The organism is Acinetobacter sp. YH12096, from assembly GCF_013419215.1.
Lineage (GTDB): Bacteria > Pseudomonadota > Gammaproteobacteria > Pseudomonadales > Moraxellaceae > Acinetobacter > Acinetobacter amyesii.
This window is the reverse complement of the sequence record NZ_VPAM01000023.1, coordinates 1-15,535: the sequence shown is the minus strand read 5'-3', so window position 1 is coordinate 15,535 and position 15,535 is coordinate 1. Positions and strand designations below refer to the sequence as shown.

Genomic DNA, 15,535 nt, shown 5'->3' with positions numbered 1-15,535 from the left:
CCATCTTCGAGATGGCGTTTTACTTTGAAGGATTATTTGTCAGATGAATGAAATCGAAAATGCGTTAAGTCACATTGAAAACTTCCAATATATACATGAACACTTATTAACGTCCGGTCAACCATCTCCTTCTGAGCTTCAAACGATCAAAGAATATGGTGTTTCAACGGTTATCAATTTAGCACTGACCGATGCATCCAATCATATCGAGCATGAAGACCGCATTTGCCTAGATCTAGGCCTGAACTATATCCAAGTTCCGATCTCTTGGGATACCCCTTCAGATGATCAATGCCTTTTAGTACTCGATATGATTGACCATTTGGTTCAAGGTCAAACGGTTTGGCTACACTGTGCGAAAAACTTCCGTGTCAGCTGTTTGATGTATTTATATCGTCAATACTATATGGATGTTGATATGCCAAAGGCTCAAGATTTGATGCATCAAATTTGGGAACCCAATGAAACATGGACAGGTTTAATCCATGCGGTTGCCTTACAACTTCAAGGCCGTAAAGCAACTCAAGATTTACAACATGCACTGATCCATCCAGATCATTTTGCGTGAGAAATCAGTACTGTTGCAGTAGAAAGAATACCTTCTTGGCGACCAGTAAACCCTAATTTTTCGGTGGTGGTCGCTTTGATGCTAATTTGTGTAACTTCAACATCCATAACATCTGCGATACTTTGACGCATTTCTAAATTATGTTTTGCTAGTTTAGGGCGCTCACAAGCCACGGTAATATCAGCATTATTAAGTACATATCCACGATCTAAAATCAGTTGGTAGACGTGTTTTAAAAGTACTCGACTATCGGCACCTTTAAATTTTGGATCTGTATCTGGAAAATGCTGACCAATATCTCCAAGTGCCAAAGCTCCTAATAATGCATCACAAAGCGCATGCAATACCACATCACCATCTGAATGTGCTTTGAGTCCATGTGTATGTGGAATTTGAACACCAGCAAGCGTTACAAAGTCACCTTCTTCAAATGCATGCACATCCATGCCCTGACCGATACGAATTTGAGCTATCATGCTTGAGTTCCTTGAGAAAATAATGATTGAAATCTTGTATTCACGCTTTCTATTTCGCTATAGTGTGGGCAAGCGCAACATAGTGAAAGTATAAGCGATCATGCTGTTGAAAACTGAAATAAATATCATCAAAAAATTCGGACTGGTTCTGCTAATAGGTTCTAGCCTAGCGATGTTTACGCATGCAGAAAAGATAGACTGTGATCAGGCCAATACTCAGGCAAAAAAAAATTACTGTTCTAACGGTTTTGAAGAACAACGTGAAAAGCTAGATGGGCTTTTTTTAACAGCGCAGTTGATTACCGATGCCCCAATACGCTTACTGATAGATACGCAAAAATTATGGTATAGCCGAGTTCAGCAATGCAAAAACTTGGAGTGTTTTAAACAACAATTTGAGCTTCGCCATGAAGATTTGAATATTTATACCTCGATGAACCAAAGTTTAACGCAGCATTATCTGAAATTTGAAAATGGTCATTTTGCGACATCACCTGTACATTTAAAGGTACATCAACTGGGCAAAGACAGCATCAAAATTGAAGGCATTGCCTATCGTAATCCTAACAATCGAGTCGAAACACAAACCATCCCATTTTTAGCTTACACAACACCCGAACAAAAAAATCAAATCACCGATAATGAACACGACTGCAAATATCAGTTCAATTACAGTAAAGCCTTACTCTCAGTAAAAACTGAACAAAAAGGCTGTGAACGTTTTGCAGGGATTTATCGTTTATATGATTAAGATCAAATTCGAATGACTTAGAAAAATACAAAAAAGCCTCAACATTGAGGCTTTTTTGATGTCTAAAATATGTCAGTTAAATCGGATGTGTTTGCTGCACTTGCTGGCTAATCATTGCAGCTGTTGCCGCAGACAAGGTCCATCCAAGGTGACCATGCCCTGTATTATAGAAAATATGATCTCGCTTACCTGCATGTACTACAGGCATCATATTGGGCATCATTGGTCGTAAACCCGCCCATGGCACCACATGTTCTGTAGAGAGATTAAAGTTACGATTTGACCAATCTATTAAGGGCTGAATGCGATCTGCACGAATGTCTCGGTTATAGCCATTAAACTCTGCCGTGCCTGCAACACGGAGTCGATTTGCACCTAAGCGTGAAGTGACAATTTTAGCACTTTCATCTAATAGACTTACCCAAGGCGCATTAACCTGACTTAGTTCATCATTTAAATTAATGGTGATTGAATATCCTTTGACTGGATAGACATTTACGCGATCACCGAGTTTATGCGCAAGTTCATAGCTACCTACACCACCACAGACCACCACAGCATCTGCTTCAAGTATAGTATCAGCATCAGGGTGTTCCATATTTTCATCACTGGCTTTTAACTGTACATTGACACCTTGTGCATGATGTTCAAAGTCAGTCACCTCAAAGCCGCACATATATTTCACATCAAAGCGTTCTGTTGCTTTAGCAAGCTGCGTTGTAAATTTGTGGATATCTCCAGTGGCATCCCCCGGACAATAAAAACCACCATAGTATTCACCTCTCAGACTAGGCTCAATATCACGGATTTCAGCTAATGTCACAGGATGACGCTCTAAGCCACCCTCACAGAGCATATTATTAACTTGAGTCGCTACCTCATAATCATGTTGATTATGAAAGAAATGTAAAATGCCGCGTTTTTCTAAATCAAACTGTAAGTTTTCATGCTCAGCTATTTCAAATAAACGCTTACGTGCCATCAATGCGAGACGTACAGTCTCGTGAGTATTTTCACGATAATCTTTAATATGTCCCATAAACTCAAAGAGCCATGAATATTTGTGTAGATTAAAACTTGGATTTAATAATAATGGCGCGGTTTTTTGTGACATCCATTTGATGCCTTTCACCACCGTTGCTTTTTGGTTCCAGACTTCAGCATTACATGCTGATAATTGACCACCATTGGCAAAAGAAGTTTCCATTGCAGGATAAAGATGTTTATCGACCACGGTGACACGATAACCGAGTAATCCGAGTTCGTAAGCTGTCGTTACCCCAGTAATACCTGCACCAATCACAACAATATGACACATATAGGCTCCTTGGAAATTATATTTCCTATGTTTGCCCCATCTGTCATTGGTACCTGAGAGCTTTGGTTCCTTGCGAAGCAATGTGAACATTCCCCTTCGGTGAGTAGGTCTAGCCCACTTCTCTCCAGATTTTTTATATGATTACAGTCCTTTTGCCTGAGAGTTTCCTGGGGGAACTTGCTCCTTCGGCGAGCACGATCTGTGCTTCTCTCCTGCAATCATCCATTCATTTTTATTCGGCATTCATCTTGGTATTGCCTTAGTTAGATATGAGCAATATTTGTACCAAATCTCAAGTCCTATTTGGGTCAATATTGTTAAATATTATTTTTATATCGATTTAAGTTGTTAGTCTATAAATTTAAAATCATTTTTTTCTACACCTAAATACTTCATCTTTAAAATAAAGGTTTAAAATACTGAATGAAATTTATACCTAGAAAGATTGAAGTTTTATGTCGGATTCTACGCTTTTCTCTCGCTTTGCATCTGTGATCAAAACACATTCTATTGAAGAATTAACCCAAAGTGATTTACTCCTTCTTAAGACTCTGGGGCCTGTTCAAAGTTTTTATGCACCATTCGAGGCCATAAATCATGATGCAAAAGTGGTCATCGTCGGCATCTGCCCAGGCCAGCAACAATGGCGTAATGCATTAATTGCAGCGAAAGACGGCTTAGAACAGCAATTATCTGAGGAAAACATTCTTAAACTTGCCAAGAATAGTGGTGCTTTTAGTGGCCCTATTCGTAAAAATTTAACTCAACTGCTAGATCATATTGGATTACACAATCAATTAGGCATACAGACCACTGCTGAGCTATTTAGCAATCATCAAGATATAGTGCAAATGTGCTCGGTTTTACAGCAATGCATTTTGGTCAATGGAAAAAATTATGCAGGTTCAACGCCCGCAATGCTAAAAAATGAATTATTAAAACAACATATTGATGATTATTTTATTCCTATGGTTCAACAGCTTCCGAACGCAATTTACATCCCGCTAGGCAAAGGTGTAGATGAGGTTTTAAATTATGTAAGCAGCTTAGGCTATTTAAATGATCAGCAGATTCTAGCGGGACTTCCCCATCCATCAGGTGCAAATGCTGAACGCATCAAATATTTTTTAGGCGAAAAACCACGTAACCAATTGTCTCGACAAACCAATCCCGATCAGATTGATAACGCAAAATCACAAATCTTGCTTAAATTATCCAATCTTCAATAAAGTCCGCTTAACATCACTGAAAATATTATTTATTTGAATATCCGCTACTTATATTAATGCATCACTCGAACAAAACTAGAAAAGTGTGATGTATTTTACTTTTTTGTTTTTCTGTGTGAATATGCGCCAAAATAAATATTGCTCATAAAAATAACGCTAACATGGAAATACACATGAAAAATTATTTAGTTCTAGGATTTGCACTCCTACTACTCACGGGTTGTATTACCGTACCTAAAAATAAACCTGAAACAAGAACATTGAAGCTAAATGGTGTAAATACCGTTGAAAACAGTAACGTAATCCAACGAACCATTACTCGAGATCAGTTACTATGTGAAGCTGGGCAAAAATGTCCTGAACTTGCAATTGATTGGCAAAAAAACAAAGGTGAATATGCACTTTCACTGCATTCGTATGATCAACAGCAGCTTGATATGAATGAAATATCTTTTGTGATCGACGGCAAAGTATTGTCTTATTCTGCAATAGGTCAAACAAATTATCGTCGCTTAGAAAATTCAAATGTGATTGATTCTTCTAATACCGTGATGATTCCAGATACTGTGCTTAAACAATTTCGGGACGCAAAAAATATTGCTGTGATTATGAATACCAACCAAGGTGAAATCGCACACTATATGTTAAAAAACCAAAAATCTTCAGATGCCTACCGACTATTTTTGCGTGCTTATTCTTAAGCCCAAATAGTCTAAAATAAAAATCCCAAAAGTTAGTGTATGTTTTTTGGGGATTTTTTATTCATCTCGCTTTATAAATTGATCAAATGCATCACATGGTCTTTATTTTATTCGTTTAATTAATTGTTTAATTGTCAGTTCACAAATCGGTTGACCTACCTCTAGATGAAGAGGATAGGCTTGATTTTCATCTGTAAGCTTATAGCCACGTCGTTGATAATATTTTATTAATTCTAAACGCCGATCAATCACATACATCACAAATTCTTCAACATTGGGTTCAATCAACATCGCTTGCTGTTCTGCAAATTGCAATAATTTTTTTCCTAAGCCCTGAGCTTGCTCATTTGGATGAATTGCAAAATGACCAATTTCACAGCTCTTCCCCTGCATTTGAATACCAATACACCCCATGATCTGCGCATGTACCGACTCAATCACATATAAATGAAAATCCCTTTTTTGTAAGAGTTGACTGAGTTGAGACACATTTATTCGATTTCCTCGAACAATATGATGTTCTGTCGTCCAACTCTTGGGATGATTTTCCCGATAGGCTGTATTCATTAAGCTTTCAAGCTGCTGAATATCACCAAGTAAAGCATTTCGTATATTCATATTTTTTTGCTATTTATTTTCATAGGCCTAGTTTACCGAAATAAAAAAACCAGACAATTGTCTGGTTTTTTTATGCAATTTGCTCATCAGTGTGACTTGCTAAAGCTATTCACCAACCGCGTTCGGAACAAAGCAGCGCTTTGTTATTTATCCACTGTGACTCGCTAACGCTACTCACCAACCGCGTTCGGAACAAAGCAACGCTTTGTTATTTATACACTGTGACTTGCTAAAGCTATTCACTAACCGCGTTCGGAACAAAGCAACGCTTTGTTATTTATCCACTGTGACTCGCTAACGCTATTCACTAACCGCGTTCGGAACAAAGCAACGCTTTGTTATTTATCTACTGTGACTCGCTAACGCTACTCACCAACCGCGTTCGGAACAAAGCAGCGCTTTGTTATTTATCTACTGTGACTCGCTAACGCTACTCACCAACCGCGTTCGGAACAAAGCAGCGCTTTGTTTCCTCACTTGGGTTCAATTGGGGCAAATGGTGCGACTACATCCGCATTTTGTGCGCGGTTACGCATGAAGTGATCCATAAGCACAATTGCCAACATCGCCTCTGCAATTGGTGTCGCACGAACACCGACACAAGGATCATGGCGACCTTTGGTCAACACATCTGTATCTTCACGATTAATCGTAATGGTTTTACCCGGCGTAGTAATGGAAGCTGTTGGTTTCAAGGCGATCGCAACACGAATGTCCTGACCACTCGAAATACCACCCAAAATGCCGCCAGCATGGTTTGCCAAGAAACCATCCGTAGTTAACTCATCACGGGTTTCATGACCAAACTGCTCGGCAACACCAAAGCCATCACCAATTTCAACACCTTTTACAGCGTTGATGGACATCATAGCATGTGCAATATCTGCATCTAAACGATCAAATACAGGCTCGCCCCAGCCAACTGGCACTTGTGTCGCAATAATTTCCAGTTTAGCGCCACAGCTCGTTCCTTGTTCACGAAGTGACGTTACGAGAGCTTCAAAACGTGGGACGGCATCTGCATCACCACAGAAAAATGGGTTATTCGGAACTTCATTCCAGTCCAATTTCTGTGCTTTTTCGGTACCAATTTGCGTTACATGACCACGAATTTCGATGCCGAATTTCTCAAACAAGTATTTTTTAGCAATCGCACCTGCAGCAACACGCATCGCAGTTTCACGAGCACTCGAACGGCCACCACCACGATAATCACGGAAACCATACTTATGTGTATACGTATAGTCTGCATGACCCGGACGGAAGGTTTGCGCAATGTTGCCATAATCTTTTGATTTTTGATCTGTGTTACGGATCAATAGACCAATCGATGTACCGGTTGTTTTGCCTTCAAATACGCCTGAAATAATTTCAACTTCATCGGGTTCTTTACGCTGAGTCGCAAACTTAGATGTGCCCGGCTTACGACGATCCAAATCCTTTTGCAAATCGGCTTCAGTCAGTTCAATACCCGGTGGAACCCCATCTACAATGGCCATCAGACCAACGCCATGAGATTCACCACAAGTCGTTACACGGAAGAGTTGCCCTATACTATTACCTGCCATGTCAAACGACTCCTTATGCTTGAACAGATTGAATGAATAAATCTCGGTATTCGCGGCATTGAGCAGCAGTCAATGCAAAGATACCTGTACCGCCTTTTTGGAACTGTAACCAATAAAAATCAACGGTATTGAAGTTTTGACGCATTGCCCATTCTGAGTTACCCACTTCGATCACAATTAAGCCATCTTCAGTCAGGTAATCTGCAGCTTGTGCCAACATTTTACGGACAAGATCCAAACCATCTTGACCCGCAGCAAGCGCCATTTCAGGTTCATGGTGGAATTCTTCTGGTAAATCTGCCATGTCTTCAGCATCCACATACGGTGGATTCGACACGATTAAATCATATTGATTTTCTGCTGGAATTTTGGCGAATAAATCAGACTCAAGTAAAGCCACTTGATATTGTTTATTGTGGTGTTCACAGTTAATTTGCGCCACTTCAAGTGCATCTTTAGATAAATCTGTTGCATCAACTTCAGCATCTGGGAATGCATAAGCTAAAGCAATCGCGATACAACCTGAACCCGTACACATATCTAAAATGCGCTGAGGAGTTTTTGGACTGGCATTTTCAGGTAGATTATTAACCGCAGCACCCATTTCGCCATTTTCACCTAAGCAATATGGCGCAAAACGGTTTTCAATTAACTCTGCAATTGGAGAACGTGGAATCAGTACACGTTCATCGACATAAAATGGCTTACCAAAGAAATATGACAAGTTTAGTAAATAAGACGTCGGAACTTTTTCATTAATACGACGTTCTAACAATGCTAAAAATTCTGCAACTTCACTTGGCAATAATTTCGCATCTAAGATTTCCGCATCTGCATTCCAATCTAGAGATAACGTTTGTAAAACCAATGCTGAGCTTTCAGCAAAATAGTCTTCTGTACCTTGTCCTAAGTGGGCATCATATTGACGTAAAGCTGTTACCCCAAAGCGGATATAATCACGAATTGTTGATAGGTTTTCAGCTGCTTCCTGTAAATGTTCAGGGCTAATAGTCGGTCGATCCACTTAAGGCGTCTCCAGTTCATAATTTTTTAAACGCCCTATGATACCTTGTTTTAATGCTATTTATAATAAAAATACGGCATTATTCACCGCTTGAAAGCATTTCATAACCGTATATATGAGGTCTGATACATTCGCTGAAATGAAATGTGTACTTTAGGCCTTTCTTCAGCATTTTATAAAACCAAATAGATGAAAATTACGAATAAAAACCAATTCAAGCTCAATTGTTTAGCAATTTGTACTTGATCCCAAGCTTTAATTTTATAAAATTATCCCCATACAAACAGTTAAATTTTAAATGCGGAGCTCCAATGAGCTATAAGCACAATAACCTCATGGCTATGCGTCAGAGCTATTGGGAAGACACTCAGTCTTTAAATGTGCAAACTGAAAAGGCATTTTTTCAGCAACTACTGATCGAACATCAAGTTTTCCCTGATGCGAGTCTAGAAAACGCACGCACCCTATTTTTTAGCTTACCGAGCATTATTATTGTCAAAGGTTATGCTTCCGGATTTCAAGACGAATCTGTCCAACATCTTATTCATCAACATATTGAAAAACATAAAGCCGCATTGATGCAAAACGATACGGTAAAAATCAAATATCGTTTATAGTTTTCTTTCCAATGTGCCTGTCTACGCGGCATCTTGCTTAAGTTTGCAAATGCTTACTGCATATTCAGTAAGTTGAACTATTTTAATACGTTAAGAAACGTTAAAATTAGCTACAATGTATTTTTCTGCGAATTGCTGATTAAAGGATTTAATTTACATGTCAGATCAGAACGATAAGCTCAAACACTTGAAAACGTCTTCTATGGATCGACGCTTATCTATCGCAAAGGCATCGCTACTTGCGGGAACTCGTTGGGCAGCATCAAACGCCACTTCTATTTTTTCGAGTGAAGAAGAAAAAGAGAAAAAGCGTAAAAAAGCCATGAAAGATCAGGCTGAATATCTCGTCGCAGAAATTGGTAAATTAAAAGGTTCAATTGTAAAAATTGGGCAAATGATGGCATTGTATGGTGAACATTTTCTGCCTGAAGAAATCACCCAAGCCCTCAACACCCTGAACAATCAAACAGTTGCATTGGCATGGCCAGCCATCAAAGTCCAATTACAAAATCAACTTGGCTCAAAGCTTGATGATCTCGTGATTGATCATGAGCCACTTGGTACAGCATCTTTGGCACAAGTTCACCGTGCAAAACGTAAATCTGATGGTTTAGAACTGGTATTAAAAATCCAGTATCCGGGTGTGGCTGATGCTATCGATTCAGATATGAATCTATTCAAAAACATGCTCAAACTGACACGAATGGTGCCCCAAACGCGTGAATTTGATCAGTGGTTTGATGAAGTTCGTGAAATGATGCATCGTGAAGTAAATTATAAAATCGAAGCAGATACCACACGCCGTTTTGCTGCACGCTTAAAAGAAGATCCACGATATATCGTCCCGCAAATCATTGAAGGATATTCAACACCTCAAGTGCTGTGTATGACTTTTGAACGTGGTGTGCCGATTAACAGCCCAGTAATGCTGTCACTTCCTCAAGAGCGCCGTAACGCCTTAGGTGAAGCATCACTTGAAATTGCCGTACGCGAAATTTTTGAATGGGGTGAAATGCAAACCGACCCTAACTTCGGAAACTATTTGGTGCGTTTGGGCAATGGTGCGGATGTGCCAGATAAAATTGTTCTCCTCGACTTTGGTGCGATCCGTCAGTTCGATGAGCATCTATTAGGCGTTGCACGTAATTTGATTACCGCGGGTTATCACCATAGCTCTGAGCAAATGGTCAAAGCGATGACAGGTTATGAGTTCTTTGATGGTATTCCACAAAGTATTAAACCTGATATGGCTAAAGTCTTTTTGTTAGCGACAGAGGCATTTAGTAGCACTGCAAATAACCCGGACATCCCTGCTGGTGTTATGGACGAACAACAACGCTATGATTGGAAAAAAAGCCAATTACATAGCCGTGTGATGCAACAAGCTTCAAAATCGATGGCATCTCGCTACTTCTCAGTTCCACCTAAAGAGTTTATGTTTATCAGCCGTAAATTTATCGGTGCATATACCTTTATGACCGTCATTGAAGCGAAAACCAATGTTCGTCGTATGATTCAAAAATATCAATAATCATTCAATGCACACTTCAAGACTTGGCTGACTCAAATGTCAGCCAAGTCAATTTTAAAATAAAAATCCTTTTAAGCCTTTTTACTTTTCTATTCTTAATTAATCATTTAGCTATCGAATCCCACCTAATCTCGCCGTTTATCTTTGACAATCATGCATGTCATTTATGACATGGTTTTTCTATCTTTGGCATGTCAGCATTAAATAAGAACAACGCAAATGGAAAACAACAATGACCAATATGGTAAACAAGGCACAAGGATTTGGACTCTCACTTTTAACTAAAATTGCCGGAAGTGATGTACTCGATCAGTTTAAACTGCGCAAATTTGTTGAAAAATCTTTGTATCAGAGCTCAAAAGCTGGTTTTAAAACCTTGAGCCAAACGCAAAAAGTATTTCAGACCAACAAAGATGTGCATAAGCAACGTTTGCCTAATCAACAAAAATCATTATTTGATTTAAACCTGACTGAAGAACAGCAAATGACTGCTGATGCGATGCAGCAGTTTGCCACAGAAGTCTTGTATCCACTTGCTCATCAAGCCGATCAAGAGGAAAGATTTCCTGAAGCGTTATGGCAACATATCCAAGATCTAGGTCTAAATTATTATGCCTTACCTGAAGATTTGGGTGGCGTCGCGGCAGAAAAAAATATCATTAGCAATATCTTAATTGCTGAACAATTGGCTGAAGGTGACTTTAGTTTAACAGCAGGTTTACTGTCGACATTTAGCTGTATCAACGCCATTACCCAATGGGGTTCCGAATCTGTTCAAGCAACCTATTTAGCGGCATTTGCAGATGATTCAGCCCTACGTGCAAGCTTTGCGGTTCAAGAGGCAACAGCGGCATTTAATCCCTATCAACTTAAAACTCACGCGATTGCTGATGGCCAGCAGTATAAAATCAGTGGGGAGAAAACCTTAGTCCTTCTAGGCGAACAGGCAGATGTGCTGTTAGTGAGTGCCATGCTCAATGGACAGCCTGAAGTTTTTATTGTGCAACGCGACCAGAGCATTAGCGCAAAAAAAACACCTGCTATGGGTTTGAAAGCCACTGAAACGGTAACTTTAAAATTTGATCAGACCCCTGCCCAACGCTTAGGCGATCAAGATTTCAATTACACCTCATTTATCGATCTTGGCAATTTAATGTGGTGTGCCATGGCTGTTGGTACCGCAACTGCAGTCAAAAAATATTGCATTGAATATGCAAACGAGCGTACAGCTTTTGGGGAGCCAATTTCGCACCGTCAAAGTGTGGCATTTATGATTGCAGATATGGCAATCGAAATTGATGCCATGCATATGCTCATCCTCAATGCAGCAAGCCTAGCCGAAGCCGGCAAGCCTTTTCATCGTGAAGCCTATTTAGCTCGCGTGCTATGTGCTGAAAAATCGATGAAAATTGGGACCGATGGCGTGCAAATATTAGGTGGTCACGGCTTTACCAAAGAACATCCCGTAGAACGTTGGTATCGAGACTTACGTGCCACAGCGATTCTTCAATCTGGCTTGCATGCTTAATTCAGCAAAATAAAAACAAGGAAATGTCCATGAACTTACAAAATCCGAAAAAATTTAAATTGCTGATCGACCAAGCCCATGAAGTCGCATTAAATGTTCTACGTCCTATTTCACGTAAATATGACAAAGCCGAACATGCCTATCCTAAAGAGTTAGACATGTTATCTTCCCTCGTCGACGGTATGAATGATGGCGGAGATGGCATGAATGCAGGTGCTGCCGTCAATAAACGTGGTGACACAGACACTGGTAATAAAAACGGTGTCAATATGTCGACAGCCCTCAGTATCATCGAGATGTGCTATGGAGATACAGGCCTGTTGCTCAGTATGCCTCGACAAGGGCTTGGAAATTCGGCTATTGCAGCAGTAGCCAATGATGAACAACTAGAACGCTTAAAAGGAACTTGGGCCGCTATGGCCATTACAGAACCCAATTGCGGCTCTGATTCTGCTGCTATTCGGACAACAGCGACGAAAGATGGCGATGAATACATTCTCAATGGGGAAAAAATCTTTGTCACCTCGGGTGAGCGTGCTGATTCCGTGGTGGTTTGGGCAACGCTAGATAAAAAATTAGGCCGTGCAGCGATTAAATCCTTTGTTGTTGAAAAAGGTACGCTGGGCATGACTGTAGAACGCCTAGAACATAAATTGGGTATTAAAGCTTCTGATACGGCTGCCATTAGCTTTGTAGATTGTCGTGTCCCTGCTGCAAACTTATTAGGCAATGCTGAAATTGATGTAGCAAAGGGTTTTGCTGGGGTTATGGAAACTTTTGATAATACTCGCCCACTCGTTGCCGCGATGGCTATTGGCTGTGCCAAGGCATCTTTAGAGCGAATTAAAGAAATCTTTAAAGATGAATTAGATGAGCAGTATTCAACACCGATCTTACAAAGCTCGAATATTGCTGCACAAATATATCGAATGGAAGCAGACTGGGAAGCAGCACGTCTCCTCATGCTCAAAGCCGCATGGATGGCCGACAACAAAAAACCAAACTCACGTGAAGCATCCATCGCTAAAGCAAAAGCAGGCCGTGTAGGTAATGAAATCACGTTAAAGTGTGTAGAACTCGCAGCGGCTGTCGGCTATAGCGAAGATGAATTATTAGAAAAATGGGCACGTGATTCAAAAATCCTCGATATATTTGAAGGCACACAGCAAATTCAACAATTAATCGTTGCACGTCGTGAACTGGGTAAAAGTTCAAGCGAATTAAAGTAATTTTTTGCTTGAGTAATTTTAAACTTAGAGATGGATTTTTTTATAGGATCAGTCTATAAACAATCCATCTTTTTGTTTTTCGATGATTATGTTTCAGATCCGACCACTTCAACTTGAAGACAATGTAAGCATTGCCAATGTCATTCGCACAGTTTCCAAAGAATTTGGATTAGCACCTGAATCAGGATTTGCCGTTGCAGATCCAATTTTAGATGATTTATATCACGTCTATACGCAAGCAAATGCACAATATTGGGTTATTGAAAATCAACACGGTACAATTTTAGGTGGTGGGGGCCTTTCTCCTTTAGTTGGAGACTCAAGCATTTTAGAAATCCAAAAAATGTATTTTATGCCTGAATTACGTGGTCATGGCTTAGCCAAAGATATTTTAGAACTTTGTTTTCAATTCGCCAAAGATCATAATTTTAAAGCGTGTTATTTAGAAACTACACATACACTTGGGCAAGCAGTGAAACTTTATGAAAAAGTAGGATTTCAACACTTACAAGCTCCCAAGGGCAATACAGGTCATAGCCAAGCATGCGAAATTTGGATGCTTAAAACGCTTTAAACTCAGATTCCACTAATACCTCTGAAAAGAGTTATAGCTTTTCCAAATAGGGATATTTAATGAGTGGATATTCTAGTTTTTTATAACTAAAGTTCTCGGGATTTGAATGCCCCACAATCTTAAGTAAGAATGTAAAGAGAGAAATACTGACTCAATTAACACGATCTGTTTTTCTCTCTTCACTTAAAAAATCATGTAATTTGAGTACATTTCCATCAATTCTTACAATTTCACTGTACAGAGCATCTTAAGAAAATATTGACCTCTAAGTCTCCAGTTCATAATATCGCTTTAGAAATTACACTTAGCCATGATTATTTTAAAGTGAATATAAATGCAGAATGTACTGAATAAAACTCGCCTTTCAACTCGTCTTTCGTCGCTCCTAAACGCTCACAGCTTAAAGTTTTCAACTGTTATTATATCTGTAACCCTGATTTCTGGATGTTCATCACTAGGTGGTGGCTCTGTAGAAAAACGTGCAGTTAAACTTTCATCAGGGATCCAAAAGGCCTATTCAGTCAATCCTGAAACTGCAAATCGAGTGTCACCCTACATTGTGCAAACTGCCGATCAATACAACTTAGATCCTTTACTACTGGCTGCCGTTATTCGCCAAGAATCAACTTTCCGCCCTTATGTCAGTTCTCCTGCAGGTGCAGTCGGTTTAACTCAGGTGATGCCACGTTATTGGCAAGCAACATGCCCTGGGGATTTATATGACGAATTAACCAATATTAATTGTGGGTCATTTATTTTAACTAAATATAAAAATGCGGCAGGTAGTATTCCAAAAGCTTTAGCCTACTATAATGTCGGACCTACTGCTTATAACACCAATCGAAAAATGAAAAAACAAGGCAAACGTTATGCAAAACAAGTTAAAGAACATCAAAATAATTTAAAAAGTTCCTTATAATTTCTAAAAATTTAATCTTTTATTTAACCATATAGACCTAACTAAGCTTAAGAGGATAAATTTTGTTAGGTCTAATCTCTTCAATTATTTCATAGATTGACGCATTTTATCTTCATCAAAATATTGCGCAAATGATGCAATACGTTTTTCAACAATTGGATTTTTCATCAGATTTTCAGCTGCACGATTTCCCAATAGTTCAAATGCTTTACCTAGAGCATTTGTTCCTTCATTTTCTGTAACAGCTTTGATTTCAGCATTACAACGTTTAGTAAATAAATCTTGAAATAGAATAGCCATATTTTTATCAATTTTTTGTATCTCAACTGGCGTTACTTTACTATATTTAGAAATTTCTGGATGTGCTGAAAATGCCAAATAAATCCAAGCTGTTAAGTTCTGACTCTCTTTTGCTGAAATTTTATTTACCAAACATTCACTTAGTTTACCCTGATACACACCGGCTGTAGTATTGAAAGAAACAAATGCAAATAAAACTGTAGCTAATAATTTTTTTAAAAACATCTTAAATACCCTATATATTATTAAAGAGACAAACGATTTTATTATATTGATTTATTACACATTTTCATTAGCAAAACATTTTAAATGATATAAAAGAGTTCTAGACGAGTTTATTGTTGATCGGCCTTATTCTTTTTAAATATCTATCATTTCCCTGTTTTTTCTTCTGCTTTTCTTATTATTTTTTTCTTCCCTTTTCATCACGCATAAAAAAACACCCCCTTCGCTTTGAAGGGGGTGTTTCGAATAATGAGCTGGCGATGACTTACTCTCACATGGGTAACCCCACACTACCATCAGCGCTAAGAGGTTTCACTTCTGAGTTCGGGAAGGGATCAGGTGGTTCACTCTTGCTATTG

General features: G+C 39.1%; 16 protein-coding genes, 1 rRNA gene and 1 riboswitch. Of the genes, 10 read left to right on the top strand and 7 right to left on the bottom strand.

Going from position 1 to position 15,535, the window contains the following annotated elements; all coding sequences use genetic code 11:
- Positions 1–43: 43 nt before the first annotated feature.
- Positions 44–568, top strand: coding sequence for a protein tyrosine phosphatase family protein (locus FTU36_RS10725; RefSeq protein ID WP_180022778.1), 525 nt, complete (start codon positions 44–46; stop codon positions 566–568).
- Here FTU36_RS10725 and ispF read toward each other — a convergent pair.
- Positions 556–1,044, bottom strand: a complete 489-nt coding sequence (ispF, locus tag FTU36_RS10720) for a 2-C-methyl-D-erythritol 2,4-cyclodiphosphate synthase (protein ID WP_168378679.1) — start codon at positions 1,042–1,044, stop codon at positions 556–558. The genes FTU36_RS10725 and ispF overlap by 13 nt on opposite strands.
- A 100-nt stretch (positions 1,045–1,144) precedes the next feature.
- On the opposite strand from ispF, the gene FTU36_RS10715 reads away from it, so the two are divergent.
- Positions 1,145–1,795: a hypothetical protein gene (locus FTU36_RS10715; RefSeq protein WP_180022779.1), complete on the top strand. Its 651-nt coding sequence runs from the start codon at positions 1,145–1,147 to the stop codon at positions 1,793–1,795.
- Positions 1,796–1,871: 76 nt separating this feature from the next.
- Here FTU36_RS10715 and FTU36_RS10710 read toward each other — a convergent pair whose 3' ends face one another.
- Positions 1,872–3,113: a D-amino acid dehydrogenase gene (locus tag FTU36_RS10710; RefSeq protein WP_180117841.1), complete on the bottom strand. Its 1,242-nt coding sequence runs from the start codon at positions 3,111–3,113 to the stop codon at positions 1,872–1,874.
- A gap of 134 nt (positions 3,114–3,247) precedes the next feature.
- Positions 3,248–3,338, bottom strand: a riboswitch (glycine riboswitch).
- 230 nt (positions 3,339–3,568) lie between these two features.
- On the opposite strand from FTU36_RS10710, the gene FTU36_RS10705 reads away from it, so the two are divergent.
- Positions 3,569–4,342, top strand: coding sequence for a hypothetical protein (locus FTU36_RS10705; protein ID WP_180117839.1), 774 nt, complete (start codon positions 3,569–3,571; stop codon positions 4,340–4,342).
- Between the two features lie 173 nt (positions 4,343–4,515).
- Entirely contained in the window at positions 4,516–5,043 is a 528-nt protein-coding gene (locus FTU36_RS10700; protein ID WP_180117837.1) for a hypothetical protein, read from the top strand.
- Between the two features lie 102 nt (positions 5,044–5,145).
- Here the strand turns inward: FTU36_RS10700 and FTU36_RS10695 are convergent, their stop codons facing one another.
- From FTU36_RS10695 to prmB, 3 genes are all read right to left on the bottom strand, one after another.
- On the bottom strand, positions 5,146–5,661 hold the full coding sequence (locus FTU36_RS10695) for a GNAT family N-acetyltransferase (protein ID WP_180005575.1): 516 nt from the start codon (positions 5,659–5,661) through the stop codon (positions 5,146–5,148).
- 473 nt (positions 5,662–6,134) lie between these two features.
- Entirely contained in the window at positions 6,135–7,229 is a 1,095-nt protein-coding gene (gene aroC / locus FTU36_RS10690; RefSeq protein ID WP_180009499.1) for a chorismate synthase, read from the bottom strand.
- A gap of 13 nt (positions 7,230–7,242) precedes the next feature.
- Entirely contained in the window at positions 7,243–8,253 is a 1,011-nt protein-coding gene (gene prmB / locus FTU36_RS10685; RefSeq protein ID WP_180009498.1) for a 50S ribosomal protein L3 N(5)-glutamine methyltransferase, read from the bottom strand.
- Between the two features lie 311 nt (positions 8,254–8,564).
- Between prmB and FTU36_RS10680 the strand changes: the two genes are divergently transcribed.
- From FTU36_RS10680 to FTU36_RS10655, 6 genes are all read left to right on the top strand, one after another.
- Positions 8,565–8,870: a hypothetical protein gene (locus FTU36_RS10680; protein WP_180117835.1), complete on the top strand. Its 306-nt coding sequence runs from the start codon at positions 8,565–8,567 to the stop codon at positions 8,868–8,870.
- A 157-nt stretch (positions 8,871–9,027) separates the two neighbouring features.
- A complete protein-coding gene (locus FTU36_RS10675) occupies positions 9,028–10,401 on the top strand; it encodes an AarF/ABC1/UbiB kinase family protein (RefSeq protein WP_180022785.1) in 1,374 nt (457 codons plus the stop codon).
- 241 nt (positions 10,402–10,642) lie between these two features.
- Positions 10,643–11,929: an acyl-CoA dehydrogenase family protein gene (locus tag FTU36_RS10670; protein WP_180117886.1), complete on the top strand. Its 1,287-nt coding sequence runs from the start codon at positions 10,643–10,645 to the stop codon at positions 11,927–11,929.
- A gap of 29 nt (positions 11,930–11,958) precedes the next feature.
- A complete protein-coding gene (locus FTU36_RS10665) occupies positions 11,959–13,158 on the top strand; it encodes an acyl-CoA dehydrogenase family protein (RefSeq protein WP_180009497.1) in 1,200 nt (399 codons plus the stop codon).
- 88 nt (positions 13,159–13,246) lie between these two features.
- Positions 13,247–13,732 (top strand): GNAT family N-acetyltransferase, encoded by a 486-nt coding sequence (locus FTU36_RS10660; protein ID WP_180009505.1) that lies wholly within the window; start codon positions 13,247–13,249, stop codon positions 13,730–13,732.
- 334 nt (positions 13,733–14,066) lie between these two features.
- Entirely contained in the window at positions 14,067–14,651 is a 585-nt protein-coding gene (locus FTU36_RS10655; RefSeq protein WP_180005579.1) for a lytic transglycosylase domain-containing protein, read from the top strand.
- An 84-nt stretch (positions 14,652–14,735) separates the two neighbouring features.
- Here the strand turns inward: FTU36_RS10655 and FTU36_RS10650 are convergent, their stop codons facing one another.
- Both FTU36_RS10650 and rrf read right to left on the bottom strand, forming a co-directional pair.
- Positions 14,736–15,176: a hypothetical protein gene (locus FTU36_RS10650; RefSeq protein ID WP_180009496.1), complete on the bottom strand. Its 441-nt coding sequence runs from the start codon at positions 15,174–15,176 to the stop codon at positions 14,736–14,738.
- A 252-nt stretch (positions 15,177–15,428) separates the two neighbouring features.
- A 5S ribosomal RNA gene (gene rrf / locus FTU36_RS10645) occupies positions 15,429–15,535 on the bottom strand; the annotation flags it as partial.

Excerpts from the sequence above, each read along its gene's own strand:
- FTU36_RS10725 (WP_180022778.1), top strand. The coding sequence starts at position 44 with ATGAATGAAATCGAAAATGCGTTAAGTCACATTGAAAACTTCCAATAT.
- ispF (WP_168378679.1), bottom strand. The coding sequence starts at position 1,044 with ATGATAGCTCAAATTCGTATCGGTCAGGGCATGGATGTGCATGCATTT.
- FTU36_RS10715 (WP_180022779.1), top strand. The coding sequence starts at position 1,145 with ATGCTGTTGAAAACTGAAATAAATATCATCAAAAAATTCGGACTGGTT.
- FTU36_RS10710 (WP_180117841.1), bottom strand. The coding sequence starts at position 3,113 with ATGTGTCATATTGTTGTGATTGGTGCAGGTATTACTGGGGTAACGACA.
- FTU36_RS10705 (WP_180117839.1), top strand. The coding sequence starts at position 3,569 with ATGTCGGATTCTACGCTTTTCTCTCGCTTTGCATCTGTGATCAAAACA.
- FTU36_RS10700 (WP_180117837.1), top strand. The coding sequence starts at position 4,516 with ATGAAAAATTATTTAGTTCTAGGATTTGCACTCCTACTACTCACGGGT.
- FTU36_RS10695 (WP_180005575.1), bottom strand. The coding sequence starts at position 5,661 with ATGAATATACGAAATGCTTTACTTGGTGATATTCAGCAGCTTGAAAGC.
- aroC (WP_180009499.1), bottom strand. The coding sequence starts at position 7,229 with ATGGCAGGTAATAGTATAGGGCAACTCTTCCGTGTAACGACTTGTGGT.
- FTU36_RS10680 (WP_180117835.1), top strand. The coding sequence starts at position 8,565 with ATGAGCTATAAGCACAATAACCTCATGGCTATGCGTCAGAGCTATTGG.
- FTU36_RS10675 (WP_180022785.1), top strand. The coding sequence starts at position 9,028 with ATGTCAGATCAGAACGATAAGCTCAAACACTTGAAAACGTCTTCTATG.
- FTU36_RS10670 (WP_180117886.1), top strand. The coding sequence starts at position 10,643 with ATGGTAAACAAGGCACAAGGATTTGGACTCTCACTTTTAACTAAAATT.
- FTU36_RS10665 (WP_180009497.1), top strand. The coding sequence starts at position 11,959 with ATGAACTTACAAAATCCGAAAAAATTTAAATTGCTGATCGACCAAGCC.
- FTU36_RS10660 (WP_180009505.1), top strand. The coding sequence starts at position 13,247 with ATGTTTCAGATCCGACCACTTCAACTTGAAGACAATGTAAGCATTGCC.
- FTU36_RS10655 (WP_180005579.1), top strand. The coding sequence starts at position 14,067 with ATGCAGAATGTACTGAATAAAACTCGCCTTTCAACTCGTCTTTCGTCG.
- FTU36_RS10650 (WP_180009496.1), bottom strand. The coding sequence starts at position 15,176 with ATGTTTTTAAAAAAATTATTAGCTACAGTTTTATTTGCATTTGTTTCT.